This window comes from Endozoicomonas sp. OPT23, assembly GCF_009653635.1.
GTDB lineage: Bacteria > Pseudomonadota > Gammaproteobacteria > Pseudomonadales > Endozoicomonadaceae > Endozoicomonas_A.
Genome location: NZ_PPFD01000009.1, coordinates 15,252 through 39,573, shown reverse-complemented (window position 1 = coordinate 39,573; position 24,322 = coordinate 15,252). Strand labels below are relative to the sequence as shown.

General features: G+C 48.3%; 23 protein-coding genes. 15 read left to right on the top strand and 8 right to left on the bottom strand.

Annotated elements, in window-relative coordinates; genetic code table 11:
- Positions 1-181: 181 nt before the first annotated feature.
- From EOPP23_RS19615 to cyaB, 5 genes are all read left to right on the top strand, one after another.
- Positions 182-1,255 (top strand): TRAP transporter substrate-binding protein, encoded by a 1,074-nt coding sequence (locus EOPP23_RS19615; RefSeq protein WP_153767698.1) that lies wholly within the window; start codon positions 182-184, stop codon positions 1,253-1,255.
- Positions 1,256-1,320: 65 nt separating this feature from the next.
- Complete coding sequence (locus tag EOPP23_RS19610; RefSeq protein ID WP_228550808.1) at positions 1,321-1,884, top strand: TRAP transporter small permease subunit; 564 nt, start codon at positions 1,321-1,323, stop codon at positions 1,882-1,884.
- A complete protein-coding gene (locus EOPP23_RS19605; RefSeq protein WP_153767697.1) occupies positions 1,874-3,256 on the top strand; it encodes a TRAP transporter large permease subunit in 1,383 nt (460 codons plus the stop codon). The genes EOPP23_RS19610 and EOPP23_RS19605 overlap by 11 nt, the downstream gene beginning before the upstream one ends.
- 27 nt (positions 3,257-3,283) lie before the next feature.
- Complete coding sequence (locus tag EOPP23_RS19600) at positions 3,284-4,027, top strand: 3-hydroxybutyrate dehydrogenase (RefSeq protein ID WP_153767696.1); 744 nt, start codon at positions 3,284-3,286, stop codon at positions 4,025-4,027.
- A 125-nt stretch (positions 4,028-4,152) separates the two neighbouring features.
- Positions 4,153-4,713 (top strand): class IV adenylate cyclase, encoded by a 561-nt coding sequence (gene cyaB / locus EOPP23_RS19595; RefSeq protein ID WP_153767695.1) that lies wholly within the window; start codon positions 4,153-4,155, stop codon positions 4,711-4,713.
- Between the two features lie 82 nt (positions 4,714-4,795).
- On the opposite strand, the gene EOPP23_RS19590 is transcribed toward cyaB, so the two are convergent.
- From EOPP23_RS19590 to EOPP23_RS19570, 5 genes are all read right to left on the bottom strand, one after another.
- Entirely contained in the window at positions 4,796-6,193 is a 1,398-nt protein-coding gene (locus tag EOPP23_RS19590; protein ID WP_153767694.1) for a TRAP transporter large permease, read from the bottom strand.
- Entirely contained in the window at positions 6,193-6,810 is a 618-nt protein-coding gene (locus tag EOPP23_RS19585) for a TRAP transporter small permease (protein ID WP_153767693.1), read from the bottom strand. The genes EOPP23_RS19590 and EOPP23_RS19585 overlap by 1 nt, the downstream gene beginning before the upstream one ends.
- 89 nt (positions 6,811-6,899) lie before the next feature.
- Positions 6,900-7,892, bottom strand: a complete 993-nt coding sequence (locus tag EOPP23_RS19580; protein ID WP_153767692.1) for a TRAP transporter substrate-binding protein — start codon at positions 7,890-7,892, stop codon at positions 6,900-6,902.
- Between the two features lie 207 nt (positions 7,893-8,099).
- Positions 8,100-9,488 carry a sigma-54 dependent transcriptional regulator gene (locus EOPP23_RS19575; protein WP_153767691.1) on the bottom strand — a complete coding sequence of 463 codons (1,389 nt, stop codon included), beginning with the start codon at positions 9,486-9,488 and terminating at the stop codon, positions 8,100-8,102.
- Positions 9,478-11,289 (bottom strand): ATP-binding protein, encoded by a 1,812-nt coding sequence (locus tag EOPP23_RS19570; protein WP_153767690.1) that lies wholly within the window; start codon positions 11,287-11,289, stop codon positions 9,478-9,480. The genes EOPP23_RS19575 and EOPP23_RS19570 overlap by 11 nt, the downstream gene beginning before the upstream one ends.
- Before the next feature lie 213 nt (positions 11,290-11,502).
- Between EOPP23_RS19570 and EOPP23_RS19565 the strand changes: the two genes are divergently transcribed.
- Positions 11,503-12,132 (top strand): DsbA family protein, encoded by a 630-nt coding sequence (locus EOPP23_RS19565; RefSeq protein WP_228550807.1) that lies wholly within the window; start codon positions 11,503-11,505, stop codon positions 12,130-12,132.
- 85 nt (positions 12,133-12,217) lie between these two features.
- Here the strand turns inward: EOPP23_RS19565 and norR are convergent, their stop codons facing one another.
- Positions 12,218-13,777: a nitric oxide reductase transcriptional regulator NorR gene (gene norR / locus EOPP23_RS19560; RefSeq protein ID WP_153767689.1), complete on the bottom strand. Its 1,560-nt coding sequence runs from the start codon at positions 13,775-13,777 to the stop codon at positions 12,218-12,220.
- Between the two features lie 201 nt (positions 13,778-13,978).
- Between norR and norV the strand changes: the two genes are divergently transcribed.
- Genes norV through EOPP23_RS19540 form a run of 4 tightly spaced genes read left to right on the top strand, consistent with a single transcriptional unit; the run spans position 13,979 to position 17,646 of the window.
- Entirely contained in the window at positions 13,979-15,532 is a 1,554-nt protein-coding gene (gene norV, locus EOPP23_RS19555; RefSeq protein WP_153767688.1) for an anaerobic nitric oxide reductase flavorubredoxin, read from the top strand.
- Positions 15,529-16,698: an NADH:flavorubredoxin reductase NorW gene (gene norW / locus EOPP23_RS19550; RefSeq protein ID WP_228550806.1), complete on the top strand. Its 1,170-nt coding sequence runs from the start codon at positions 15,529-15,531 to the stop codon at positions 16,696-16,698. Before norV ends, norW begins: the two co-directional genes overlap by 4 nt.
- A 3-nt stretch (positions 16,699-16,701) precedes the next feature.
- The gene (locus tag EOPP23_RS19545) at positions 16,702-17,256 is read left to right on the top strand and encodes a class I SAM-dependent methyltransferase (protein WP_153767687.1); all 555 of its coding nucleotides are present in this window, start codon (positions 16,702-16,704) and stop codon (positions 17,254-17,256) included.
- A 54-nt stretch (positions 17,257-17,310) separates the two neighbouring features.
- The gene (locus EOPP23_RS19540; RefSeq protein ID WP_153767686.1) at positions 17,311-17,646 is read left to right on the top strand and encodes a DUF1971 domain-containing protein; all 336 of its coding nucleotides are present in this window, start codon (positions 17,311-17,313) and stop codon (positions 17,644-17,646) included.
- A 116-nt stretch (positions 17,647-17,762) separates the two neighbouring features.
- Here EOPP23_RS19540 and EOPP23_RS19535 read toward each other — a convergent pair whose 3' ends face one another.
- The gene (locus EOPP23_RS19535; RefSeq protein ID WP_194842687.1) at positions 17,763-18,602 is read right to left on the bottom strand and encodes an SGNH/GDSL hydrolase family protein; all 840 of its coding nucleotides are present in this window, start codon (positions 18,600-18,602) and stop codon (positions 17,763-17,765) included.
- Positions 18,603-18,712: 110 nt separating this feature from the next.
- Between EOPP23_RS19535 and EOPP23_RS19530 the strand changes: the two genes are divergently transcribed.
- From EOPP23_RS19530 to EOPP23_RS19520, 3 genes are all read left to right on the top strand, one after another.
- Positions 18,713-19,600: a LysR substrate-binding domain-containing protein gene (locus EOPP23_RS19530; RefSeq protein ID WP_194842686.1), complete on the top strand. Its 888-nt coding sequence runs from the start codon at positions 18,713-18,715 to the stop codon at positions 19,598-19,600.
- Positions 19,601-19,707: 107 nt separating this feature from the next.
- Complete coding sequence (locus EOPP23_RS19525) at positions 19,708-20,346, top strand: FMN-dependent NADH-azoreductase (protein WP_153767683.1); 639 nt, start codon at positions 19,708-19,710, stop codon at positions 20,344-20,346.
- Between the two features lie 43 nt (positions 20,347-20,389).
- Positions 20,390-20,737: a hypothetical protein gene (locus tag EOPP23_RS19520; RefSeq protein WP_153767682.1), complete on the top strand. Its 348-nt coding sequence runs from the start codon at positions 20,390-20,392 to the stop codon at positions 20,735-20,737.
- A gap of 59 nt (positions 20,738-20,796) precedes the next feature.
- Here the strand turns inward: EOPP23_RS19520 and EOPP23_RS19515 are convergent, their stop codons facing one another.
- Positions 20,797-21,228: a DUF4437 domain-containing protein gene (locus tag EOPP23_RS19515; protein ID WP_153767681.1), complete on the bottom strand. Its 432-nt coding sequence runs from the start codon at positions 21,226-21,228 to the stop codon at positions 20,797-20,799.
- A gap of 84 nt (positions 21,229-21,312) precedes the next feature.
- Here EOPP23_RS19515 and EOPP23_RS19510 point away from each other — a divergent pair, with 84 nt between their 5' ends.
- Together EOPP23_RS19510 and hcp are read left to right on the top strand one after the other, a co-directional pair.
- A complete protein-coding gene (locus tag EOPP23_RS19510; protein WP_153767680.1) occupies positions 21,313-22,203 on the top strand; it encodes a LysR family transcriptional regulator in 891 nt (296 codons plus the stop codon).
- 347 nt (positions 22,204-22,550) lie between these two features.
- Positions 22,551-24,206 (top strand): hydroxylamine reductase, encoded by a 1,656-nt coding sequence (gene hcp, locus EOPP23_RS19505; protein WP_153767679.1) that lies wholly within the window; start codon positions 22,551-22,553, stop codon positions 24,204-24,206.
- Positions 24,207-24,322: the final 116 nt, after the last annotated feature.

Sequence of the window (24,322 nt, the reverse complement as noted above, 5' to 3'; positions counted from 1 at the left end):
GGATTCTGCACATGATAAGTACCCGGACATACGAATTCATAAGCTATATTCCCGCCATTGGTGGAGATATAGCTACTTAATATTCGACTACGTGTGTCTGCACACTTAAACACCCGATGGATGTAGGAGTTTTCTAAACTCTTCTGGGTCAAAAAATAATAAAAAGCAGGGAATCATCCAAATGTTCAGCCGTAAATCTCTGGCGCTGGCTGTTGGCGCAGTAACACTCTCCATGACACTACCCATGGCCGCTGTAACAGCCCAGGCCGATAAAATCCTTCTAAAGACGCCCATTGCCTTTAACTCCAGCCTTCCCGCACTTGGTACACCTATTGTTAAGGTGTCAAATCAGCTGAAACTGATCAGTGGCGGCAAGATCAAAATGAAAATCTATGAGCCGGGCAAGCTGGTGCCGCCTCTGCAGATTCTGGATGCTGTTTCGTCCGGCAAGGTTAACTCCGGTTACGCCACCGCTGGCTACTGGAAGGGTAAGATGAAAGCTGCTTCGCTGTTTTCTTCTGTACCTTTTGGCCCGGAAGCCGGCGAGTATATGGCCTGGATGTACTATGGCAATGGTTTGAAGCTGTATCAGGAGATGTACGACACCAACGGTTATAACGTTAAGGTATTGCCTTGCGCGATTATCAGCCCAGAGACGTCTGGCTGGTACAAGAAACCGATCAATAAACCATCCGACCTGAAAGGTATGAATATCCGCTACTTTGGTCTGGGTGCCGCAGTATTGGAAAAACTGGGTGCCGGTACGGTTCAGCTGCCCGGTGGTGAAATCTTTGGCGCTTTGGAAAAAGGTGTTATCGATGGTGCTGAGTACTCTCAGCCAGCCATTGATAAACGACTGGGGCTTCAGAAAATCGTCAAGTACAACTACTTCCCAGGCTGGCACCAGCAGGCCACAGTCTTTGAGTTGCTGATCAACAAGAACACCTGGGCGAAGATGGATAACCAGCAACAGGCGATTGTTGAAACCACCTGTAAAGCCTCCATGGCCGACTCTATCGCTGAAGGTGAAGCCAGTCAGTACGCTGAAATGGAAGCCATGAAGAAGAACGGTGTTAAGCAGATGTACTGGAACCAGGAAATGCTGACCGCCTTTGAAACAAGCTGGAATGAAGTAGCGGTTGAGTATTCTGCAGAAGATCCGCTGTTTAATAAAGTCTGGAGTGATTTGTCCAAGTTCCGTACAGGTTATGACCTCTGGGAACAGCACGCCTTCCTGCCTCGCAAAACCAAGTAATTTGGTATGGCCCCGCCAGCCCGCTTAATGCGGGTTGGCTTTTTCAAGCAGTGCGAGGCGTAAATATGCAAACGAATACATCAGCCGGATGGATGCTGCGGCTGTCTTCTCTTATTGATAGTGGCATTGAACGTATCAGCAAAATAGTTTGCTGGGGTTATCTGTTACTGGTTCTTATTATTATTCTTCAGGTGGTGCTACGGAAGGGCTTTGCCAGCGGACTGATTGCTCTGGAAGAGTTGCAATGGCACCTGTTTGCTGTTGGTTTCCTGTTCGGCCTTTCTTACGCCCAGATAAAAAACAACCATATCCGTGTTGACCTGCTTCACCATCATTTTTCCGAAAGAAAAAAAGCCGTTGTTGAGATTCTGGGTATTCTTCTGCTGGCTTTTCCTTTTCTGGCAACACTGTTATGGCACAGTATTCCTTTTGCTTACGACGCCTGGCGAATTGATGAGTCGTCATCGTCGCCTTCCGGTCTGCCCATGCGCTGGCTGATCAAGTCAGCCATTCCGGCCAGTATGATGCTACTGATTCTGGCGATGTTCTCTTCATTGCTGAAAAAACTCGATGTCCTTGTCTCCTCCGGAAGAGAAGGTGGAAAGGGAGGTGTTCAGCATGGACGCTAATACGGTTCTGGTACTGGCCATGTTTGCCAGTTTTATTCTGTTGCTGATGTCAGGTTATCCGGTGGCCTGGGTGTTGGGTGGTGTAGCCATTGCTTTCGCCGGCATCGGTTATTTCTCTGATATCTATCTCGATACTATCACCGGGCTGGATTTTCTGACGTTGGGGCTGCTAGTTAATCGGCTCTATGATGTCATGGATAACTGGATACTGGTCGCTCTGCCCATGTTTATCTTTATGGGCATCATGCTTGACAATTCCGGTCTGGCTGAAAAACTGATGTCGTCTATTCAGGCGCTGCTGGGCAAGGTTCATGGTGGTTTGGCGATTACTGTTACCCTGATTGGTATTATTCTCGCTGCATCCACGGGCATTATTGGTGCCTCGGTGGTTTTGCTTGCGCTGATTTCTCTACCTGCCATGCAGCAGCAAAAATATCATCTGCCCACGGCACTCGGAACTATTGCCAGTGCCGGTACCCTCGGTATTCTGATTCCTCCCAGTATTATGCTGGTGATCATGGCTGACCAGTTAGGTTTGTCCGTGGGTGATCTGTTTATGGGGGCTGTTTTCCCCGGCTTGATGCTGGCGCTGTTCTACGTTTTGTTTATTGTGATTAAAGGCGTAGTCAAACCAGAAACAATGCCGATTCCGGAGCAGACCGATGAATACAACTGGAGTCTGGTTTTTAATCTGCTGAAAAACATTCTGCCACCGGTAGCCTTGATCGGCATGGTCTTGGGTTCAATTTTTGTCGGTATTGCTACGCCTACAGAAGCCAGTGGTATAGGTGCTTTGGGTGCGATGCTGCTGACCATAAAAAACGGCAACTTTAATTTTAAAATACTGCAACAGTCGTTAGAGCAAACCTTTAATACGACAGCCTATATCTTTGCCATTTTTATCGGAGCCAGTGCCTTTGCTCTGGTGTTGAGAGAACTGGGTGGTGATGAGTTGATTGAATCTGCACTGACCAGCCTGCCTTTCGGGCCTTATGGTGTGATTGCCCTGATTCTGCTGGCGGTTTTCTTCCTGGGTTTCTTCCTCGACTGGATCGAGATTACGCTGATTATTTTGCCGCTGGTGGCGCCGGTGGTGTCAGGACTGGACCTTGCCATTAATGGTTTTGGCTCTGTGGATAACCCGCAGCTGCTCTGGTTTGTCATACTGGTGGCGCTGGCCTTACAGACGTCATTTCTTACGCCTCCCGTCGGGTTTGCGCTGTTCTATCTTAAAGGCGTCTGTCCACCTGAAGTTACTCTGAAGCATATTTATGCAGGGGTCGTACCGTTTATCGGTCTTCAGTTACTGGCGTTAATGGTGGTCATAATCTGGCCGGAGCTGGTGACCTGGTTGCCATCTGTCGCCTATTAGATGAATCCTTGCGAAGAGGAAATAGTGATGAGAACTGCGTTGGTAACAGGTGCCGCCAGTGGTATTGGTAAAGCCATTGCCATCCAGCTGGCCCAGTCAGGTTATAAGGTACTGGCTGTGGACCAGCATGTCATTGCCGAAGCAGAGCTGACTCATTCGAAGAGTATCGAGACAGCTACCATCGATTTATCAGACTTTAAAGCCTGCCGAGCGCTGGTAAAAGACTTTGGTGCCGGTATTGATGTGCTGGTGAACAATGCTGGCTTCCAGCATGTCTGTGCTATTGAGGACTTTCCACTGGCAACCTGGCAGAAAATGCAGGATGTGATGGTGACTGCGCCTTTTGTGCTGACTCAGGCGGTCTGGCCAGCCATGAAAGCCAAGGGGTGGGGGCGTATTATCAATATTGCTTCTGTCCATGGGCTGGTGGCTTCTCTCTACAAATCTTCCTATATCACGGCAAAGCATGGCTTGATTGGTCTGACTAAAACACTGGCGCTGGAAGGAGGGGAACATGGTATTACGGCCAACGCTATCTGCCCGGGTTATGTCCGGACACCATTAGTAGAAAGTCAGATAGCCGATCAGGCGAGGTTATTGAATATTCCGGAAGAGCAGGTGATCAGTGATGTCATGCTGAAAAATGCTGCCATTAAAAGACTGCTGTCGGCTGATGAGATTGCCGCAATGGCCCTTTATCTTTGCACTGATGCAGCAGGCTGTGTGACGGGATCCAGTTGGACAATAGACCAGGGTTGGACGGCGCAGTAAGGATAAATATTCATTTATTATGGATTTTTGTCAGGCAGTCAACACGTAAGAATAACGATTCTCTTTTAGAGAACACCTGTGTAGTCTGTTTGGTTCATAAAAAAACACACTGGATTGTTGTGAGTATGTTTGAGCACTTCAAGGGAAAGTATGAAGTCGAGTTGAAGTTCCGACTGGAGTCACTAGAGTCATTCAGGGATCGTTTGATGGCAATGGCGCCTGAAATAATGCTGGAAGACAATATTGAGTCAGACTGGTATTTTGAATCTGGGCAATCAGGTCTGGCCAATCAGGAAAAATCTCTCTCTATTCGGGAAATGCAGCCAGCTGACATCAAACTCTGGATTGTAAAAGGGCCAGGACCGGATCGCTGTGAAGCGGTAGAAATCAATAATATCGCTATTGCCAAAAATATGCTGGCCACCATGAATTACCGACAGAGTCTGACTGTTCAGAAAGTGCGCAGCATTTATTTTCTGGGTGAATACCATGTAACCATTGATCAGCTTGAAGGCATTGGTGAGTTTGCGGAAGTGGCTGTCATGACCGATGACGTCGGGAAACTGGATGGCTATCGTCGTGATTTACATGCGCTGGCTAACCAGTTGGGCTTGAAAGAAGAGTTACTGGAGACCCGCTCCTATCGTGAAATATGTATGAACCATTCACTTTCTGATTGCGCCTGATTCTCTCTATTAGTAAACAGGATATTGCTCAGAAGCAGCCAGTCTGGCTGCCTCCGAGAACATTTCAGTTATCCGTGCCTGACTAATAACCTCTTAATGAGTCAATGTATTCCGGCAGGAACAGGGATATCTGCGGAACATAAGTAATCAACCCCAGGAACAGCAGCAGCAGGCTGAGCCATGGCAGACAGGCCTTGATTACCCAGCCCATACTCTGACCGGTTATACCCGCGGTCACAAAAAGATTTAACCCCACCGGTGGCGTTAGCATGCCAATCTCCATATTCACCACCATGATAATACCGAGGTGAATCGGATCTATACCCAGTTGTGTAGCAATCGGGAACAGGATCGGTGCCATAATCAGCAGAATGGCGGAAGGTTCCATAAAGTTACCCGCCATCAGCAGCAGCAGGTTCACCACGATCAGGAAGGCCCAGGGTGGCAGACCCATACTGACAATGCTTTCAGCAATGGCATGGGGAATACGTTCGGTGGTCAGAACGTGAGCAAACAGGAACGCGTTGGCAATAATAAACAACAGCATCAGGCTGGTTTTTACCGCGTCGCCTACAACCTTGTTGGTTTCCTTATTGGTCAGAGACTGTGGCAGTGCCAGCAACATCTGAACTGTATTTCGCAGACCGGCAACAATCAGTGATTCCCTGTCTTTACGCCAGGCTACACCTTTCAATGGACCAATATCGCGATAACCAAGCACTGCAATCAACCAGGCATAGACGGTTGCAACAGCTGCTGCTTCGGTAGGGCTGGCGATACCGCCATAAATAGAGCCCAGCACAATAACGATCAACATCAGGCCGCCCATGGCTTTACCTGCTGTGCTGAAAAGATGTCTGGCTCCCGGGAAAGGTTGTGAAGGCAGCTTCTTGATGCGGGCGGCAATATAAATAGCCACCATCAGAATACCGCCCATCATCAGGCCGGGAATCATACCGGCCATAAACATACGGGCAGCAGACACTTCGGTAGCAGACGCATAAACCAGCATCACGATAGACGGCGGAATCAGAATACCCAAAGTACCGGCATTGGCAATAACACCCGCTGCAAACGACTGTGGATAACCGGAACGCACCATGCCGGCAATAACGATACTGCCGATGGCGGCTACGGTTGCTGGAGACGAGCCGGAAACCGCTGCGAACATCATGCAGGCCATAACCGATGCCATCGCCAGACCACCACGGATATGACCGACGCAGGCAATGGCAAAATCAATCAGACGTCGTGCAACACCACCGGTCGACAGGAAGGCCGACGACAGAATAAAGAAAGGAATGGCCAGTAGCGTGTAATGTTCGGAGGTAGCCTCAAACATCTTCAGGGCGACAGATGCCAGTGAGTCACTGGAAAAGGCCAGAATGGTAACGATACTGGAAAGGCCCAAGGATATGGCGATGGGCAGGCCCAGAAACATGCACAGGAACAATAGAATAAACAGAGTTGCCGTAGCCATTAGCGTGCACCTCCATTCTGGTTCACATCATTGCTTGTTTTTTGAATGCTTTCAGTTTGTTCTTTATAAATTTCTTCAGCCAGCTTCATACTATCCTTGGCTTCATCAGCGTGGTGGAAGCCATCAGCTTCACCGGTAATCAGTTGTTTCATAAGCACCAGCAGGCGCACAGCCAGCAGAGAAAAGCCAATCACCAGAATGGACAGGGCAATCCACTTAGGCATGGGAACATCTTCCATTTCGATGCCGATCATTTTGATCTTGCTGACATAAATCCAGCTGCCGTAAACAAACAGGCCGGAATAAACCAGTCCCATCGCTACGGCGATCATGCCAGCTATACGACGAGGTGTTTCTGGTAACAGCTTAACGAAGGCATCAACACCGATATGAGCACCGGTACGTATACCCCATGAGGCACCAAAGAGTACAAACCAGGCTGCCATATAGAGGGTGACTTCCTGTGCCCAGAGCAGACCCGTGTTAAAGCCAAAGCGGAGAACGGTTTCAAAAAAAACCAGAAGTGTTATGGCGACAAGAAGCGTGCGGAGTATCGCTTCCTCCAGCCAGTGAAGAGCCTTTAGCCAACGGTCAGCATTAAGAAGGCGCAACTGCATGGGTGAGACCTGTCTTGTTCTTTTTCTGTGGGCAATATGCTGCCCGGGTGTATGCACCCGGACAGCGATCAATGATGAGAAAGGTGGGATTACTGTTTGTTGGAATCCAGAGCAGCCTGAATCAGATCCTTACCAACCTGACCTTCAAATTGCTTCCAAACTGGCTTCATCGCTTTAACCCACTGCGCACGCTCTTCAGCGCTGATGGCAATAACCTGGGTGCGGCCGGAATCGATAACGGCTTGACGATCAGACAGAGTCTTTTCAGCAGCGACTTTGTTACCGTAAGCAATGGCTTCTTTCAGAGACTGTTCTACAACCGGACGGATATCTGCAGGCAGGCCCATCAGGAATTCCTTGGAAGTAACGACCATGTAGTCCAGCAGACCATGGTTGGATTCAGTGATGAAAGGCTGAACTTCATGGAACTTCTTGGAGTAGATGTTGGACCATGGGTTTTCGGTACCGTCTACTGCTTTGGTTTGCAGCAGGGTAAATACTTCAGAGAAAGGCTTTTTGAGTGGAATACCACCCACCTGTGCAAACTGAGCGGCCAGAATATCGGAGGTCTGGATACGGAACTTCTTGCCTTTGGCGTCGGATGGCAGTTTCAGAGGCTCATAGGCGGACAGCTGCTTCATGCCGTTATGGATATAACCCATACCCACCAGGCCTTTCTTTTCCACGGACTTCAGCATGTTCTGACCCACTTCACTCTGCTGAAAGCGTTCAACGGCTGCCATGTCTTCAAACAGGAATGGCAGGTCAAATAGCTGCAGCTGTTTGGTGTACTTCTGGAACTTGGACAGGGAAGGTGCCGCCAGCTGTACATCGCCCAGCAGCATGGCTTCCAGTACCTTGTTGTCACCAAACAACTGAGAGTTTGGGTAAACCTTGACGTCTACCTGACCAGGCAGACGCTGCTCAACCAGCTCTTCAAAGCGGATGGCCATCTTACCCTTAGGGGTATTTTCCGCCACAACGTGGGCAAACTTGATTTCGATCGGGGCAGCTTGAGTAACCGGAGAGGTCAGGGCTGCACAGGCAACAGCAGCAGTCAGCAGGCTTTTAACAAATTTCATATTTATTGCTCTTATTGTGGTTGTGATTTTTTTTATTGGTGGGTGAATAAAAGCAAATGCTTTGCCAACTTTTTAATATTGGTCAAAAACATATATCTAACAATTAGATAGGGTTGTTTTGTGGGTTTTGGCGGGTTGTTAAATGGGTGAGGGTTCACCCATTTAATGTTTTCCGATGTGTTCAGAATGACACGTTATTGGTAAGGCTTAGTTCTGCTTGAACAGATCTTTCTCCAGGCCATGCTTCTTCATTTTGTCGTAAAGGGTTTTTCGGGCGATGCCTAAATCAACCATAGTATCTTTTATACGACCATGCTGGTCCTTTAGAGTCTGTTCGATAATCATGCGTTCAAACTGATCGATACGTTCCGGTAAAGAATTTCGAGCCTGTATCTCCTGATTTGCGTCCTTTGACTGACTGACAAAACTGCTCATACCGCCAGTAATGACATGTCTTTCCGCAGTGTTACGAAGCTCCCGCACGTTTCCGGGCCAGTGATGCTGAAGCAGTGAGTCCATCAGTTGAGCACTGGGTGGCTCATAGGTACGTTGATAGCGGGCAGCGGCAATCAGGGCAAAGTGTTCGAACAGTAAGGGAACGTCTTTCAGTCGGTCTCTCAGTGGTGGAATATTCAGGGTCACCAGATTCAATCGGTAATAAAGATCCTGACGAAATTCGCCTTGATCGGTCAGTTCCAACAGGTCAGTTTTGGTGGCGGCAATAATTCGAATATCCAGTGGAACCAGACTGTTAGTGCCCAGTGGTTCGACGGCGCGTTCCTCCAAAACGCGTAAGATTTTTACCTGCAGTGACATGGGCATGCTTTCTATTTCATCAAGAAAGAGTGTGCCTTTGTTTGCGTGCTCAAATTTACCGACCCGTTTTTTTTCAGCGCCGGTAAAGGCTCCGGCAACATGGCCAAAGAGTTCTGACTCAATCAGGTTTTCCGGTACGGCACCACAGTTAATAGCAACAAAGGGGTGACTTCGACGCGAACTCAGTTCATGCAATGAACGTGCAACCAACTCTTTGCCAGTGCCTGTTTCACCATGAATCAGGATATCTGCCGGAGTGTCCAGTACCTGATGAATCTGGTTTCTAAGTTGTCGTATACCGGGTGTATTGCCAAGAATACGGGGGCCAGGAGCAGACTGAGCTTCCAGCTCAACCCTGAGCTGACGATTTTCCTGAATCAAACGTCGGCGTTCCAGTGCCCGCTGAACAACAGAAACCAGATGCTTATTGGTGAAGGGCTTTTCGATAAAGTCATAAGCGCCGTCACGCATGGCATTAACCGCGGTGGATACATCACCATGGCCGGTTATCAGGATTACCGGAATATCCGCGTCAATAGCGTGAACCTGAGCCATCAGCTCAAGGCCATCCATAGGCGACATATTGATATCGGTAACAATGACGCCTGTATAGCTTCTGATATAGCTTTGTTCAATATGCTCCAGTGCCTGGTTGGCACTGGCGAAAGGCTGGCAGGGCAGGTCAGCCAGCTCAAAGGTCTGACTCAAGCTGTTGAGAATGGCTTTATCATCGTCGACGGCAATGACTTTAATGGCATTGGCTGAGGTATTATTCTTCATAACACTCCTGTGATTTTTTCTCATCCCGTTGGGTAACTGCTGAGCGGGTAGACTCCAGAAGTGGCAGGCAAACAGTGAAGCAGGCGCCCCCCTCCAGAGTATTATTGGCCTGAATCGAACCGTTAAGGGATTCAATAATATGGCGGCTGATGGAAAGGCCTAACCCAAGCCCCTGATCAATAGAGCGAGTAGTAAAGAAAGGTTCAAAAACCTGCTCGGCGTTGCCTTTTGGCAAGCCGCTGCCGTTATCAATCACCTGTAATTCAGCATGGCTGTCTTTTTGCCTCAACCTTATCCAGATAATCCCCGGCTCTCGACCTTTTGCCGCATCTATGGCGTTGGACAGCAGATTAACAATAACTTGCTCCAGTCGTACAAGGTCGGCACTGACAATAATCGGATCAACATTTGCCCTCTCGTGATGAAGTATGACATTGCTGTTGTTTAGACTCGGGCCAACAATTTTTAATGCCGCCGTCAGTGCAGTTTGCAAGTCAACAGGCTCGCCACTCGCTTCACTTTTTCGGGCAAATACCTTTAATTGACGAACAATACTGCTCATATGATCAGTCAGTTCCAGCACTTCACTCATGTTCTGGTGAGCGATGTCAGTGCGCTCCCGTTCGATGAATGCCATGGCATTTTCGGTATAGCTGCGAATGGCCGTCAGGGGCTGGTTGAGCTCGTGGTTGATGCCTGCCGACATTTGCCCCAGCACAGCCAGCTTCGCTGCCTGAACCAGCTGGTGATTAGCAGAGTTTAATTCCTGTGTGCGCTTTTGAACGGTTCGATCAAGGGTATCTCTGGCTTTTTTCATGGCCTGATAACGGCGCCGGCGTTCTCTGAGATACAGCCAGCCAAACAGTGCGAGTATTATTACCGTTGCGGTAATCATCGCCGCCATCAATGTTGCTGAATAAACCGATGTTGTACGAATAAACAGATAGAGCTGCCAGTCCGCTTCCGGCATTGCCACACGCTGAACCAGAAATTGTCTCGGAAGATACTTTGGCAGGCCCACCTGTCGAATCTGACTGTTACTCCCTTGCAGACTGTAAGGCAGCTCTTCTGCAAGAAACGTCAGTGGTTTCAGAGAGAGGTTATCGTAGCGGCGTTCCAGAGCCAGTTGTTGCTCTTGCTGATCTGATAGAGCTTCAAGGGTATGGAAGCGCCATTTGGGGCGAGTGCTGATAAATACGACACCGTTATTATCAGTAACGACAAAGGCCGCCTCATGGCGTTCCCATGGACTTTCCCAGGCTTCCTCTATGCCGTCCATATCCAGTTTTACGACCAGTACCCCTGCAGGCAGGCCATTGATATCAATTCGTCGTGAAAAGTAATAACCCCGTGTCTTGGAGGTGGTGCCCAGTGCAAAATAGTGACCACTGCCTTCCATAATGGCTTGTCTGAAATAGGGGCGGAAGCTGAAGTTTTTACCGAGAAAGTTGACTGGCGACTGCCAGTTGCTGGCAGCAATGGTATTACCTTGAGCATCCATAAGATAAATAACAGAGGCCTCGGAAGCCTCTGCCATTTGTTCAAGGTAGATATTGATATCCTGCTGCTGCCCCGCATTCTGAAGGCCTTCGACCAGCCGTGGATTGCCGGCCATGATTTCGGGCAGAGGCTGATACTGCTCTAGAAGGTATTGAATAGAGGTTCGATAGCGAAACAGTTCGTTGAGGGCGTTCTTGCGCAGCTCGGTATAACTGACCTGCATACCAACCCAGCCCGCCAGACTGACTACAGCAGTGGCCAGCAAACAGAGAAAGGCCGGCAGTCTGGTTTTGGTGTTCATGGCTACTCCCTGAGCCTGATGTTTTTGTTTTTAGCGGTACTGAGAATAGTACCAAGTCAAAAGTGGCAGTCACAGAGAGGTTATAACCATTCAGGCGTTTTTTGACGATATATGGCATTATTCTGTGATCAGACGACGATGTCTAACATTTGATGCCAGGAGCTCTGCAAAGCGGTAGCAGGCAAGTTAGTATGCTCAGTTTAAGAGATTATAATGATGACAAATTCCGCACGATTGATTTATGTCTATGATCCTATGTGCAGCTGGTGCTGGGGCTACAGGCCTACCTGGCTTGCGTTAAAAGAGCAATTAGCAGAACAGATTCCTGAGCTGACGATAGAGTATCAATTGGGTGGTTTAGCGCCTGATTCCGATGTACCTATGCCTGAAGACATGCAGCAGTTTTTAGCCAAGACATGGCATAAGATAGAAGAGCAACTGGGTACTGAGTTTAATCATGCTTTCTGGCAAGAGTGCCAGCCAAGGCGTTCAACCTATCCAGCCTGTCGAGCCTGTTTGATCGCCAGGGAGTTTGGTGTCGAACAACAAATGATATTTGCGCTTCAACAGGCTTATTATTTACAGGCAAAGAACCCATCCGATCACGATACACTCATTGATGCTGCTGTCAGTGTTGGTATCGATAAAACGCTTTTTATCGATCGACTATCGTCGGCTGAGCTGAATCAGGCTTTTATGACTGAACTGGATACTGTGCGACAGTTGCCTATTAGAGGCTTTCCTTCACTGGTGTTGCAGGCTAACGGGCAATACATAGGAATTCCGCTGGATTACCATAATCCAAAGACTAGTGTTGATGCGATCACTCAAGCTTTGCAATAACTCAAACTTTGTAATAACTCTTTTTTCTTATGCTCAAAAAGTCATAGGTTCCTTAAGGAACCGCCCCTGCTTGTCATGATGACCGTTATGATTTAATGGCCAGCCGCTTTCCCAGCCTGTGCAGGTTTCCAGCGTCAATGCCTAAAGCACGTGCGGTAGCTGCCCAGTTACCCTGATGCTCTTCAAGGGTTTGTTTGATCAGGTGTCGTTGAAATTCGTCTGTTGCTGTTTTCAGATCTTCGCCAGGCATTGTTTTCACCGGCTGCATTCTATGAGGGTGAGAGGCTGAAGCTGCTGGCTGGTCAACGGTATCCGTCAGATTAAGCGCGAAGTGTCGAGGCAGAATAGTCAGATATTTATCGGTACACTCCGCTTTCGCGAGAATCGCGGCCCTGTGAATAGCGTGTTCCAGCTCACGAACGTTACCAGGCCAGGAATAAGAAAGAAGCAGGTTCTGGCAGCCGGAATCCAGACTGAGATGCTCAAGCCCCAGTTGTCCCCGGCTCTTTTCAATAAAGAAACCAGACAGTAGTAGTACATCCTGCTCCCTTTCTCGCAGTGGTGGTACATGAACAGGAAAGACACTGAGACGATGGTAAAGGTCTGCTCTGAAATGACCGTCCATCACTTCCTGTTTCAGGTCACGGTTGGTAGCAGCAACAATGCGGGTATTTACCTTAAGGCTTCTATCGTCGCCCACTCGTTGCAGATCACCGTATTGCAACACTCTTAGTAACTTGGACTGCAATGACAGTGACAGTTCACCGACTTCATCAAGAAACAATGTGCCTTTGTCCGCCAGCTCAAATTTCCCCTTTCGGTTACTGATAGCGCCAGTGAATGCGCCTTTAACATGACCAAACAGCTCGCTTTCAGCCACGGATTCTGGCAGAGCAGCACAGTTCAGATAAACCATCGGCTGGCTAGCTCGAGTAGAAAAGTGATGAATGTTGGCTGCAACCAGCTCTTTACCTGTGCCGGTTTCCCCCAGAATCAGTGCTGTCATGTCTGTGGTGGCTACCACACTGATCTCTTTTTTTAGCGTATTCATGGCGGATGATTCACCGACCATCTCCATTGAGTTGCCAGACTTATTTGTTTCACTGGCCTCAGGACTGTTTCCCGCTGCCAGCTTTTCCAGTCGAACCATCATCAAGGCATTGTTCAGCGAGGCAGAGGCCAGAGCACTGACCATCCTGAGATCATCATTACTGAAGCTGTCGAACAGATGTGGGTCAAAACCATCGATGGTCAGTGCCCCGATCAACCGTTCATTGGCAATCAACGGTAAACCAATACAGGCGTGTACCTTCAGTTCACCTTCATGGGACTCAATCAGGCTGTCATAAGGGTCAGGCAAGTCACTGTCGGCCGGAAAACGAACAATGTCGCCAGCACGGGCAATGGCTTCCAGTCTTGGGTGTTCATTAATAGCAAAGTGTCGTCCACGGACATCAGCGGTCAGGCCATTAATGGCCAGAGGCAGAAACTTCTGTTGCTGATAGACCAGCAGGGCGGAAGCATCACAATTCAACAGGTTACGAACGGTGGTCAGTAGTCGTTCAAACCGGTCGCTGCTGGAAATTTCACTGGTCAGATCCAGTGCCAGTTGAGTGAGATCTTTATAGCTGAGAGAGGGCTGCATAGCTTCCGATTACTTCGTTATCACGGCATACAAAATAGTCATATTAACAGTGTGCTGTCTTATTGACTGTGTTTAGTGTTTGTCATTATGACACCTATAAACTAAAAATATCAACAAAATCAACAAGATAAAAGTTGGCACGCTGCCTGCAATATAGAAAACATATTCTGATTTCTAATGCTTTCGAGCGGAGCCACTATTATGTCCATTCATATTAAAAACAACATTCATTGGGTTGGCCAACGTGACTGGGAAATCCGTGACTTCCACGGCACCGAATACAAAACCGATAAAGGCACCAGCTATAACAGTTACCTGATTCGTGAAGAAAAGAACGTGCTGATTGATACCGTCGACAGCAAGTTCAGCCACGAGTTTGTTCAGAACCTGGAACAGGAAATTGATCTGAACGACATCAACTACATCGTAGTCAACCATGCAGAAGAAGACCACTCGGGCGCCATGGCAGCACTGCTGGCAAAGATCCCCGGTACGCCGATTTACTGCACTGAAAATGCTATTGATTCCATTGTCGGTCATCATCATCAGCCAGACTGGAATTTCAGAACCGTAAAAACCGGTGACAGCCTGGACATTGGTAACGGCAAACAGTTGGTGTTTGTTGAAGCGCCTATGTTGCACTGGCCTGACAGCATGATGACCTATATGACCGGCGATGCGGTGCTGTTCAGTAACGATGCGTTTGGTCAGCACTATTGTGATGAGCGCCTGTTCAACGATGAGGTGGACCAGACTGAATTGATGGAGCAGTGCCTGCGTTACTACTCAAATATTCTGACACCGTTCAGCAATCTGGTGATTGCCAAGATCAAGGAAGTGCTCAGCTTCAATCTGCCGGTGGATATGATCGCGACGTCTCACGGTATTGTATGGCGTGACAACCCGATTCAGATCATTGAAAAGTATCTGGAATGGGCTGACGACTACCAGGAAGACCGCATCACCATCTTCTACGACTCCATGTCCAACAACACCCGCATGATGGCTGACGCCATTGCACAGGGTATTCATGAAGTGGACTCAAAAGTCGGGGTGAAGGTGTTTAACGTTTCCCGTCATGACAAGAACGAAATTCTGGCCAACGTATTCCGATCCAAAGGTGTGCTGGTGGGTTCATCCACTATGAATAATGTCATGATGCCGAAAGTGGCAGGCATGCTGGAAGAGATCACCGGTCTGCGTTTCAAAAACAAGAAAGCCGGTGCTTTTGGTAGCTACGGCTGGAATGGTGGTGCGGTTGACCGTATTCATACCCGCCTGACCGATGCCGGTTTTGAAACCGCTGAAGGTTTGAAGAGCAAGTGGAAACCGGACGGCAAGGCTATTGCTGAATGCCGTGCCCATGGTCGCAAGGTTGCACGACTTTGGGCTATTAGGGATCTGTCGTCTGAAGCGGTTTTTCCTACCGAAATGTCGCCAGCGATTGAGGCTAAGCAGTCATGCTGTGAAAAAACAGATGCTGCAGAAGTAAGCACCTGCACACCTGAAACCCGCACAGAATCAATCCAGCAGCCAGCTGCTCAGAAGCAGGAACAAAGCTGTAGCTCAACCGACGATATGTCATCCATGCTCTGCACCGTCTGCCAGTGGATTTATGATCCGGAACAGGGAGAGGTAAATCAGGGTGTTGCCCCCGGAACACCCTGGTCTGAAGTTCCGGATTACTTCCTTTGCCCTGATTGCGGGCTGGGTAAACAGGTATTCGAAGCTGTGAAAAACGAGGCGGCAGCATGAGCATGGAGCCAACAGAAAAGGGCGTTGTTATCGTAGGCAGCGGCTTTGCTGCCTACCAGCTGGTGCGCATGATTCGCCGTCAGGATCGGGCTGTTCCTGTCACGGTGGTCACCGCTGACAGTGGTGATGATTATTCCAAGCCTGACTTGAGTCACGTGTTCAGCAAACAACAGCGGGCCAGTGATCTGGTGAAGCAGTCAGCGGCAGACTTTGCCAGCGAGCAGAATATCACTCTGCTGACTCATACCCGGGTTGAGCAGATTCTGCGGGAAGAGAAGTGTCTGGTCACAGCGACTCGAACCATCAGTTACGACAAGTTGGTGCTCGCCACCGGAGCCAGCCCTTTTAAACTGCCAATTGAAGGCGACGGGGTTGATCATATGATTACCCTCAATAGTCTGCAGGAATACGACAATGCTCATGAGCAGCTGGCTAAAGCAAAGAAAGTGCTGGTGGTGGGTGCTGGTCTGGTGGGAACCGAGATTGCCATGGATCTGCTGTCAGCGGATCGCAAGGTGATTCTTAATGACCGAGCCGAACGATTGATTCCCGGTTTGCTGCCTGAGTTTGTCGCTAATCAGCTGTTTCGCAGCCTTGCGGCTGAAGGTTGCGATCTGGCTTTGGGGACTGAACTGGTTCGTGTTAATCGAATGGAGCAGGGCTTTGAAGTGTTGCTCGCCAATGGTCAGAGCTATCAGGTAGACGCCGTGATTTCAGCGGCAGGCCTTGTACCTCATAAACAGCTGGCAGAGCAGGCAGGCTTGAAGACGGGGCGTGGCATTATAGTTAATAAGCAATTACTGACGTCTGATTCGGCTATCTATGCACTGGGTGATGTGGCCGAGATTGAAGGGCAGGTAATGCCTTTTCTTCAGCCCATCATGCTCAGTGCCGGGGCGTTGGCCAATACTCTGGTCGGTAAGGAAACCAGTGTTCATATGCCTGCCATGCTGGTGAAAGTGAAGACTCCGGCCTATCCCATCCAGCTGGCGGGTCGTACAGCAGGCGATGACCTGAGCTGGAAAGTGGATGTGTCTGGTCAGGGCATGCTGGTGCAGAGTTACGATGAAGCGGGTCAACTGGCAGGCTTTATCACTACCGAACAGCGTATGCCGGAAGGTTTTCCATTACTGCGACAGCTGCCCGCTGTGATTCAGGGAGTGTAAGCCATGCAGCAACGTATCAGCTTTGCAGAGCCGGAAAGGCTCACGGAGATCTTTGATTCAGAGACTCGGCAGGAATGGCAGAACACCAACTACATTCTTAACTGTCTGGCATTGAAAAACGACACCGTTATTGCGGATCTGGGTGCTGGCACCGGGTATTTTAGTAGCCTGTTTGCAGAAACCGCAGACAAGGTTTATGCGCTGGACTGCGAACCCAATATGGTTAGTCATATGGTGCAGCGATTTGAAGCTGAGTGTAAGGGAAATGTTGAAGCCAGGCTGACAGATGCCCTGAAACCCTGCCTGCCGGATGCTGTTGATGTTGTATTTCTGGCAAATGTTTACCGCTTTATTGAACAGCGAGATCTATTCTTGAACCATCTTTATCAACAAGCTGACAAAGACACCGAGTTTGTCTTTGTCGACCTTGACAGTGAGCACGCCAGAGTCGGTTTTGATCGAGTGGTCAGTGAGGTTCGACAGGCCGGATTCGAGATTACATTCAGCGACAGAGAGTCCTGTCCATCCCACTATGTTTTAAAGTTTCGTCAAGCATAGAGCATTAATCGTTCAGTATTTATTAAGGGCGTTCATCGCCCGGAGGTTAACCGTATGAGCCATTTCCGTATTCCTGCAGACTGGACCATTCAGCGTTCCACACCCTTTTTTACCAAGGGTAATGTGCCGGATGCACTGCTCACTCATCACAATACGGCCGAAGGCGTATTCGGCCAGCTCTGCGTGATGGAAGGTACTGTTACTTACTTTGGTTTTCCCGACAGTGAAACCCTGGAGCCGGAGGTGACGGTAGTTATTAATGCGGGACAGTTCGCTACCAGCCCACCTCAATACTGGCACCGTATTGAAATCAGTGACGATGCCCAGTTCAATATTAACTTCTGGTCATCTACTGACAAGAAAGACGAGCCAATGTTTTATACAAAATAATGTCGATTCATTGTATTAATGCGCAGAACAGAAGAAACAGCCGTTGTTTTCTGCCTCTCTGAGGAGAGTGCTGCCTGCATTCGCAGGCTTTGAGGTTATAACATCTTCATTAAGAATCAGGCTTGGTTGCAACTCGAATCTTTACGAAGCAGGAAGCGAGCGACAGCTTTACCTAAAGTAATATGGTTCTGTCGTGAGAAGTGCACACCATCAATACCATCAGTGGTAATAATCTGACCTGCATCCAATAAGTGAATATCTGTATGTTTATCAGCTTCTTTTAGAAAAGCAGCTGCTATTTGCTTCGATGGTGTCTGGGCACCATCGAATATACCGTGCAGCGGTGTATTCACTGTTGAACCAATAGGTGGCGGAACAATCAGCAGCACTTGGGGAGCACGATAGGCTGAATACAAAATGTTGTCTTGTTGGCGTGCTTTTTCTGCCAAAGCGAAGGCTGCCTCAGCTATTTCCTTGGGAGAACGTTCGTATGATGGAGCAAGGTCATTGGTTCCGAGCATGATAACAATCCAGTCCAGTGGTGCATGCTTTGCCATTGAGTTGACTATATCCCGGGAGCCGTTGAATGCTTCTTTCGTTAACTCACCGACGGCCTGCCCTGCATCCAGATTAATAGTGCGACTGATTAACCCGTCAGCGATAACAGAAGCAGGGTGCTGGTTGTTGAGCGTCGACTCCAGAATGCTGGTCCATCGCTCATATTTTGCATACCGTCGTGCCGGAAAGCCTTCGGCGACAGGTTTCCAGCCCCATGTGTTTGAATCACCAAACACTAGTACCTGTTGCTTGTTTTCGTGCCAGCATTGCCGATCAGTACGTTCTCTGTCTGAAGTAGTGTTCGCATAAAGTGGTGTCGTAAAAATACTGAAAATAAGGATCGTAATAAACGACACAAATACATGGACACTTTCATGTTTTCGAATGGTACGAGTCAACGTCTTCACCTCAGTTAATTTCAGGCTGTATTGTGATGAGCTGTCAGCTTGTTTACAAAAGAATTTCTCTCATTTATAAGTAACATCTATTCATCTTTATGGATTTTGTTATGAGTCCTCGTCTTCCTTCTCTCGTTGCGTTGAAGGCTTTTGAAGCTGCTGCCAGGCTAGGCAGTTTCAAAGCAGCTGCTGAAGAACTTCACGTCACACCAACAGCTATTTCACACCAGATTAAAACCCTGGAAGAGCAGCTTCAGACAGCTTTATTCACCCGTCGTATACGCAGTATTTATCTGACAGACGCAGGTAAGGCGTTATCCCCCACGATCACCCGTGCCTTTGGTGACATCAGCGAAGCTATTGATGTTGTTACTGCTCGGAATCAGGTCATCACGCTGTCGACAACACCCTCCTTTGCTACGTTGTTTCTGGTGCCGCGACTGATTGATTTTTATGAGAAATATCCACAATACAGTGTGCAGCTCGATACCAGTACTCAGTCGCTGGATTTACAGCGAAACCGACATATTGATCTGGTTATACGTTACGGAAGTGAAACGCCCAGGGGCGGTGTCGGAGAATGTTTTTTGCAGGAAACATTTGGTGCTTACGTGGCATCCTCGATGGTTCTCGACAGAAGTGCGATTAGGGAATTGCCGCTCATTGAAACGGAATGGCAGCAAAATGTGCTTCAGGAAGTCAACTGGACAAGTTGGATACAGAAAGCCCGGTTCGAATGGATGACTAATAATATTATTCGTTTTAAAGAAGAGTCACATGTGTTGCAGGCTGCTGTAGCAGGCAAGGGTATAGCTCTGGCCAGCTCGGTTCTGGTGGAGGATTTTCTGACCCGTAACTTATTGAAAGCCTATCAGCCAGAGGTTCAGGTCGACGGTAGTCGATATCAGATAATCTATCGACCCGAGAGTATTCAGCACAGAAAGGTGATCGATTTTATCCATTGGCTGCAAACAGATTCGGCAGTAGTGCCGCTGTGACTGGATTATTTATAAAGTAATTAAACTCATCTATGATGAGTAATATTCAGCTGCCAGATGACAATGGATAAATAGAATGGAACATGATTCCGTAATGAGGTGGGTTCATGAATTCCGTTCTGGTGATTAACAGTAGTGCACGACAGCAGCGTTCTATTACACGTCAGCTTATTGATACACTGCTGAACGAACTGACTGACAATATAGAGACCGATGTAGTTCATCGTGATGTGGGAGCGCAACCTCCTGGATTTATTGATGAGCAATGGATTGATGCAGTATTTACCTCGCCACAACAACGATCTGCCAGTCAGCAAGCCAGGTTGGCCGAGTCTGAAAGGCTTATCGCTGAGCTCAAGAATGCCAGTATCATTGTTATTGGTGCCCCTATGTATAACTATGGTATGCCCGCTGCATTAAAGGCCTGGTTTGATCAAATCATTCGTGTTGATAAAACATTTTCATTCGATCTGAGTCGAGGAGATTATCCGATAGAGCCTCTCCTTAATGATAAAACACTTGTCTTGCTAACGTCTAAAGGTGAGTTTGGCTTTAGTCCGGAAGGTCCTCGCGCTATGCATAATCATTTGGACAATCATATTCAAACCCTGTCACGTTATCTGGGTGCTTCCAGAACCCATGAAGTTCATGTGGAATATCAGGAATTTTCGGATGATCGCCATCAGTATTCTCTGAATGCTGCACGGCTTAAAGCAAAAGAACTGGGCATCAAACTGCGTTCTTAACTTGTTACCCATCGAATCATTAAGTAGAAGAGGCTTTATTCAAATGAAATCCAATATCAACGCTTCAGATTTGACCAGGCCAGGTATTATTGAATATGTTACTTTTCCAGCGCTCCCTGATATTCAGGACTATGAGATTATCAATGCGCTTGAAATAACCGATGCGGTACTTAATAACATTGATGGCTTTATTCACCGCTACTGTTCACAGCAGGATGATGGCTTCTGGGCAGAAACTGTTTTCTGGCGCGATCGTGAAGCCGCCGAAAGCGGCTTGAAAGTATTTCTGGCTGACCCGCGAAGTCAGTCATTGCTTCAACTCATTGATTCACAGAACGTTGTAATCCGCTACAGTGAAGTGTTTGCAGGCAATGCAGGGTTAAGTATATAGGCGCAGGCAATTGAATATGAGAAGCAGTGCTCCGAATTCACCGGAGCGCGTGAGAAGTATTATTTTGCTGGTGGAAAAAATGCATCGGAGTGGTCGTCTTGCTGGATCAGTAGTATGCAGTCTTCTTTACTGGTGCAGCGGTCATTGTGTAATTCGCCCCCCTTTTGAGAAACGTATGACCCTGGAGGAAGTTGTTTCCACTCGCCCTCAAACTTATGCTCCCAGACGCCCTGAATAGTGACTCCGTTGTAATTGTGTGAATGGCCATGGACTCCCACTTCAAAACCTGAAGGCAGTTTTAAGTATGTACCATTGGCACCAGCTTCACGGTCTCCCCATATGACAGCGTATTCAATGGGTGTTTCACCCAGTTGCTGCCATTGAATTTCATTAGTTGCGAGCATCTTGTTTTCAGTTGTGTGCGCCATAGCTGTGGTTGTGGTCAGAATGGATGAGGTAATCAGTGCCTGACAGAGTTTATTCAGTTTCATGGAATCTTCCTGGTTGTTAATAGTGATCCGTGTTAGACAGTTTATCGATAATGACAGTTTGTGGAATTTGCAGGCGTGAAATCTATGAATGCACAAATGCCTATTGAGCTTGAAAGCAGAGATCTCCTTGTTATTCACGCCATGGTGGAAGCAGGTACTCTGGAAGCAGCAGGTCGACTATTAGGGCGGGATGTCTCATCCGTTTTTCGTTCGATCAAACGTATTGAGAAGCAACAGGGAATAGTTCTCTTTAATCGATCGCAAAATGGTTATTCAGCATTGCCTGTAACAAGGATGCTTGCACAACAGGGGGCTCATATTCTGGAGGCGATCGGCATAGCCAATCAGATACTTCGGAATAATGAGCAGACCCTTCGTGGTCAATTGACGATTACATCCACAGATTTGCTGGTTCAATACCTGCTGCTGCCCTGTTCAGAGGTTTTCAGTGCAGAATATCCGGAAGTTTCCTTGAGTTTCGACACGCGAAACGATGAGGCACAGTTGTGGGAGCGCAACATAGATTTGGCATTGCGTCCAACCAATCAGCCCCCGAATGCTATGATTGGCCACTACCTGGCAGAGTTGCAATATGCGGTTGTCAGTGCAAAACACTATAAATCATCGGGCGACAGACAAAAATGGCTGATTCCTGGAGGGGCTATCAACAGGCACTGGAGTCGACAGTGGGTGGAGAATCATAAGCAAAAAAATGATACATGCACTGCTTTTGATTCAATGGCCGCTCTGGTGAATGCTTTGCAAGGTGGTTATGGGGTCGGAGTAGTTCCGAGGCTCGATACGGTGGTGAGAGGTATGGATATACACGATAGCTACACGGTGAGTGACACTACGCAACTCTGGCTGCTCTATCATCCAGATAATAAAGGAAATCCGGTGCTGAAAGCTTTTATTCAATCGTGTCAGGCTTATGTGCAAGCTCGATTGAGAAACACCTGTAAAGCAGTAACATGAAAGGATTTGACATTTGTTATTCGCAGGTTCTCTAAAAGTAAGTGTGTAGACACACGTAATCGAATATTAAATGGCTGCTTGCCCGCCTGCGGCAGGCAAGCAGCTTATGAATTCGTATGTCTGGGTACGTAGTATCGCTCATCTGAGCATATCTACGTATTTTTTGATCTATGTCGTATGTCGCATAATTAAACACGTAAAAAAATTGCATCTTTAAGTGCTTCTGAATAAGAATGGCGGCAGTACAAACTGCATCACCATTTTCAGATTGAGTCAGGGGGACGCCTGACCAATAAGTACGAAAAATAAGATGCAAAAAAAATATATGTTTAGATGAGGCGTTATTAATGTTCTGTGTTCAGTGCGAGCAAACCATTCGAACTCCTGCCGGTAACGGTTGTTCCTACGCTCAGGGTATGTGCGGTAAAACGTCCGAGACCTCTGACCTGCAAGACGTTCTGATTTACATGCTGCAGGGCGTTTCCTGGTATGCGACCAAGGCTCGTGAACTGGGCATTAAAAACGACGCTGTTGATGCGCTGGTACCGCGTGCATTCTTCGCCACACTGACCAACGTAAACTTTGATAATGACCGCATTGTTGCTTTCATCCGTGAAGCCAACGCTGCCCGTGATCTGCTGAAAAAAGCCTGTGCTGAAAAAGGTATCGACTTCTCCGATGCCACGCCTGCCGCTACTTTCGAATTGTCTGAAGATATGGCCGGTATGCTGCAACAGGCCCCGGTCATGCTGCCTAACCGCGGTAAGGAAGAAGCCGGTGAAGACGTTGTTGGTCTGCGTTTGCTTTGCTTGTACGGTTTGAAAGGTGCTGCAGCGTACATGGAACACGCTCGCATCCTGCATGAGACCGATGAAGCCATTTACGCTGAATTCCACCAGATCATGTCCTGGCTGGCCACTGATTCTGTTGAGATCAATGCGCTGCTGGAATGTTCCATGCAGATTGGTCAGCTGAACTACAAGATTATGGAGATGCTGGACCGTGGTCAGACGACTGCGTTCGGCCATCCTGCGCCTGCACAGGTAAACGTTAAGCCGGTTAAAGGTAAGGCGATTCTGGTGTCCGGTCACGACCTGATCGATCTACAACACCTGCTGGAACAGACTGAAGATAAAGGCATTAACATCTACACCCACGGTGAGATGCTGCCTGCGCACGGTTACCCTGAATTGAGAAAACACAAGCATCTGGTCGGCAACTACGGTTCCGCATGGCAGAACCAGCAGCATGAATTTGCTGAATTCCCAGGCGCTATCCTGATGACCTCTAACTGCATCATCGATCCTAATGTTGGTGATTACGGCGACCGTATTTTCACCCGTAACATTGTTGGCTGGCCTGGTGTTCAACACATGGAAGGTGAAAGCTTTGACGCTCTGATCAACAAGGCACTGGAACTGCCAGGCTTTGAGTTTGACGAAATTCCACACACTATCCTTACCGGTTTTGCCCGTAATGCTTTGATGGAAGCGGCTCCAGCGGTTATCGAAGGTGTTAAGGCTGGCGATATCAAGCACTTCTTCCTGATCGGTGGTTGTGACGGTGATAAGTCTGAACGTGCTTACTTCAAGGAATTTGCTGAATCTGTGCCACAGGACAGCCTGATCCTGACGCTGGCTTGCGGTAAGTTCAAGTTCAACAAGCTGGAGTTTGGCGATATTAACGGCATTCCTCGTTTGCTGGACGTAGGTCAGTGCAACGATGCTTACTCTGCCATTCAGCTGGCTCTGGCTCTGGCTGAAGCGTTTGAGTGTGGTGTGAATGATCTGCCATTGTCTTTGATTCTGTCCTGGTTTGAGCAGAAGGCGATTGTTATCTTGCTGACCCTGCTGTCTCTGGGTATCAAGAACATTCACACTGGCCCAACTCCGCCAGCGTTCCTGACCGAGAATCTGCTGGGTGTGCTGACTGAACAGTTTGATCTCAAGCTGACGACAACGGTTGAACAGGATCTTGGCGCAATCTTGAACACTGCTGCCTGATACGCTTCAACCCGCTCGGAATCTTGTGTGGCTCTGCCCGCTCCACCGATGCTTTCCTGCATCGAGTCGCTCATCGGACATCCTTGTCCTTTGGCAGAACCACACAAGACCCCGAG

Excerpts from the sequence above, each read along its gene's own strand:
- EOPP23_RS19615 (WP_153767698.1), top strand. The coding sequence starts at position 182 with ATGTTCAGCCGTAAATCTCTGGCGCTGGCTGTTGGCGCAGTAACACTC.
- EOPP23_RS19610 (WP_228550808.1), top strand. The coding sequence starts at position 1,321 with ATGCAAACGAATACATCAGCCGGATGGATGCTGCGGCTGTCTTCTCTT.
- EOPP23_RS19605 (WP_153767697.1), top strand. The coding sequence starts at position 1,874 with ATGGACGCTAATACGGTTCTGGTACTGGCCATGTTTGCCAGTTTTATT.
- EOPP23_RS19600 (WP_153767696.1), top strand. The coding sequence starts at position 3,284 with ATGAGAACTGCGTTGGTAACAGGTGCCGCCAGTGGTATTGGTAAAGCC.
- cyaB (WP_153767695.1), top strand. The coding sequence starts at position 4,153 with ATGTTTGAGCACTTCAAGGGAAAGTATGAAGTCGAGTTGAAGTTCCGA.
- EOPP23_RS19590 (WP_153767694.1), bottom strand. The coding sequence starts at position 6,193 with ATGGCTACGGCAACTCTGTTTATTCTATTGTTCCTGTGCATGTTTCTG.
- EOPP23_RS19585 (WP_153767693.1), bottom strand. The coding sequence starts at position 6,810 with ATGCAGTTGCGCCTTCTTAATGCTGACCGTTGGCTAAAGGCTCTTCAC.
- EOPP23_RS19580 (WP_153767692.1), bottom strand. The coding sequence starts at position 7,892 with ATGAAATTTGTTAAAAGCCTGCTGACTGCTGCTGTTGCCTGTGCAGCC.
- EOPP23_RS19575 (WP_153767691.1), bottom strand. The coding sequence starts at position 9,488 with ATGAAGAATAATACCTCAGCCAATGCCATTAAAGTCATTGCCGTCGAC.
- EOPP23_RS19570 (WP_153767690.1), bottom strand. The coding sequence starts at position 11,289 with ATGAACACCAAAACCAGACTGCCGGCCTTTCTCTGTTTGCTGGCCACT.
- EOPP23_RS19565 (WP_228550807.1), top strand. The coding sequence starts at position 11,503 with ATGATGACAAATTCCGCACGATTGATTTATGTCTATGATCCTATGTGC.
- norR (WP_153767689.1), bottom strand. The coding sequence starts at position 13,777 with ATGCAGCCCTCTCTCAGCTATAAAGATCTCACTCAACTGGCACTGGAT.
- norV (WP_153767688.1), top strand. The coding sequence starts at position 13,979 with ATGTCCATTCATATTAAAAACAACATTCATTGGGTTGGCCAACGTGAC.
- norW (WP_228550806.1), top strand. The coding sequence starts at position 15,529 with ATGAGCATGGAGCCAACAGAAAAGGGCGTTGTTATCGTAGGCAGCGGC.
- EOPP23_RS19545 (WP_153767687.1), top strand. The coding sequence starts at position 16,702 with ATGCAGCAACGTATCAGCTTTGCAGAGCCGGAAAGGCTCACGGAGATC.
- EOPP23_RS19540 (WP_153767686.1), top strand. The coding sequence starts at position 17,311 with ATGAGCCATTTCCGTATTCCTGCAGACTGGACCATTCAGCGTTCCACA.
- EOPP23_RS19530 (WP_194842686.1), top strand. The coding sequence starts at position 18,713 with ATGAGTCCTCGTCTTCCTTCTCTCGTTGCGTTGAAGGCTTTTGAAGCT.
- EOPP23_RS19525 (WP_153767683.1), top strand. The coding sequence starts at position 19,708 with ATGAATTCCGTTCTGGTGATTAACAGTAGTGCACGACAGCAGCGTTCT.
- EOPP23_RS19520 (WP_153767682.1), top strand. The coding sequence starts at position 20,390 with ATGAAATCCAATATCAACGCTTCAGATTTGACCAGGCCAGGTATTATT.
- EOPP23_RS19515 (WP_153767681.1), bottom strand. The coding sequence starts at position 21,228 with ATGAAACTGAATAAACTCTGTCAGGCACTGATTACCTCATCCATTCTG.
- EOPP23_RS19510 (WP_153767680.1), top strand. The coding sequence starts at position 21,313 with ATGAATGCACAAATGCCTATTGAGCTTGAAAGCAGAGATCTCCTTGTT.
- hcp (WP_153767679.1), top strand. The coding sequence starts at position 22,551 with ATGTTCTGTGTTCAGTGCGAGCAAACCATTCGAACTCCTGCCGGTAAC.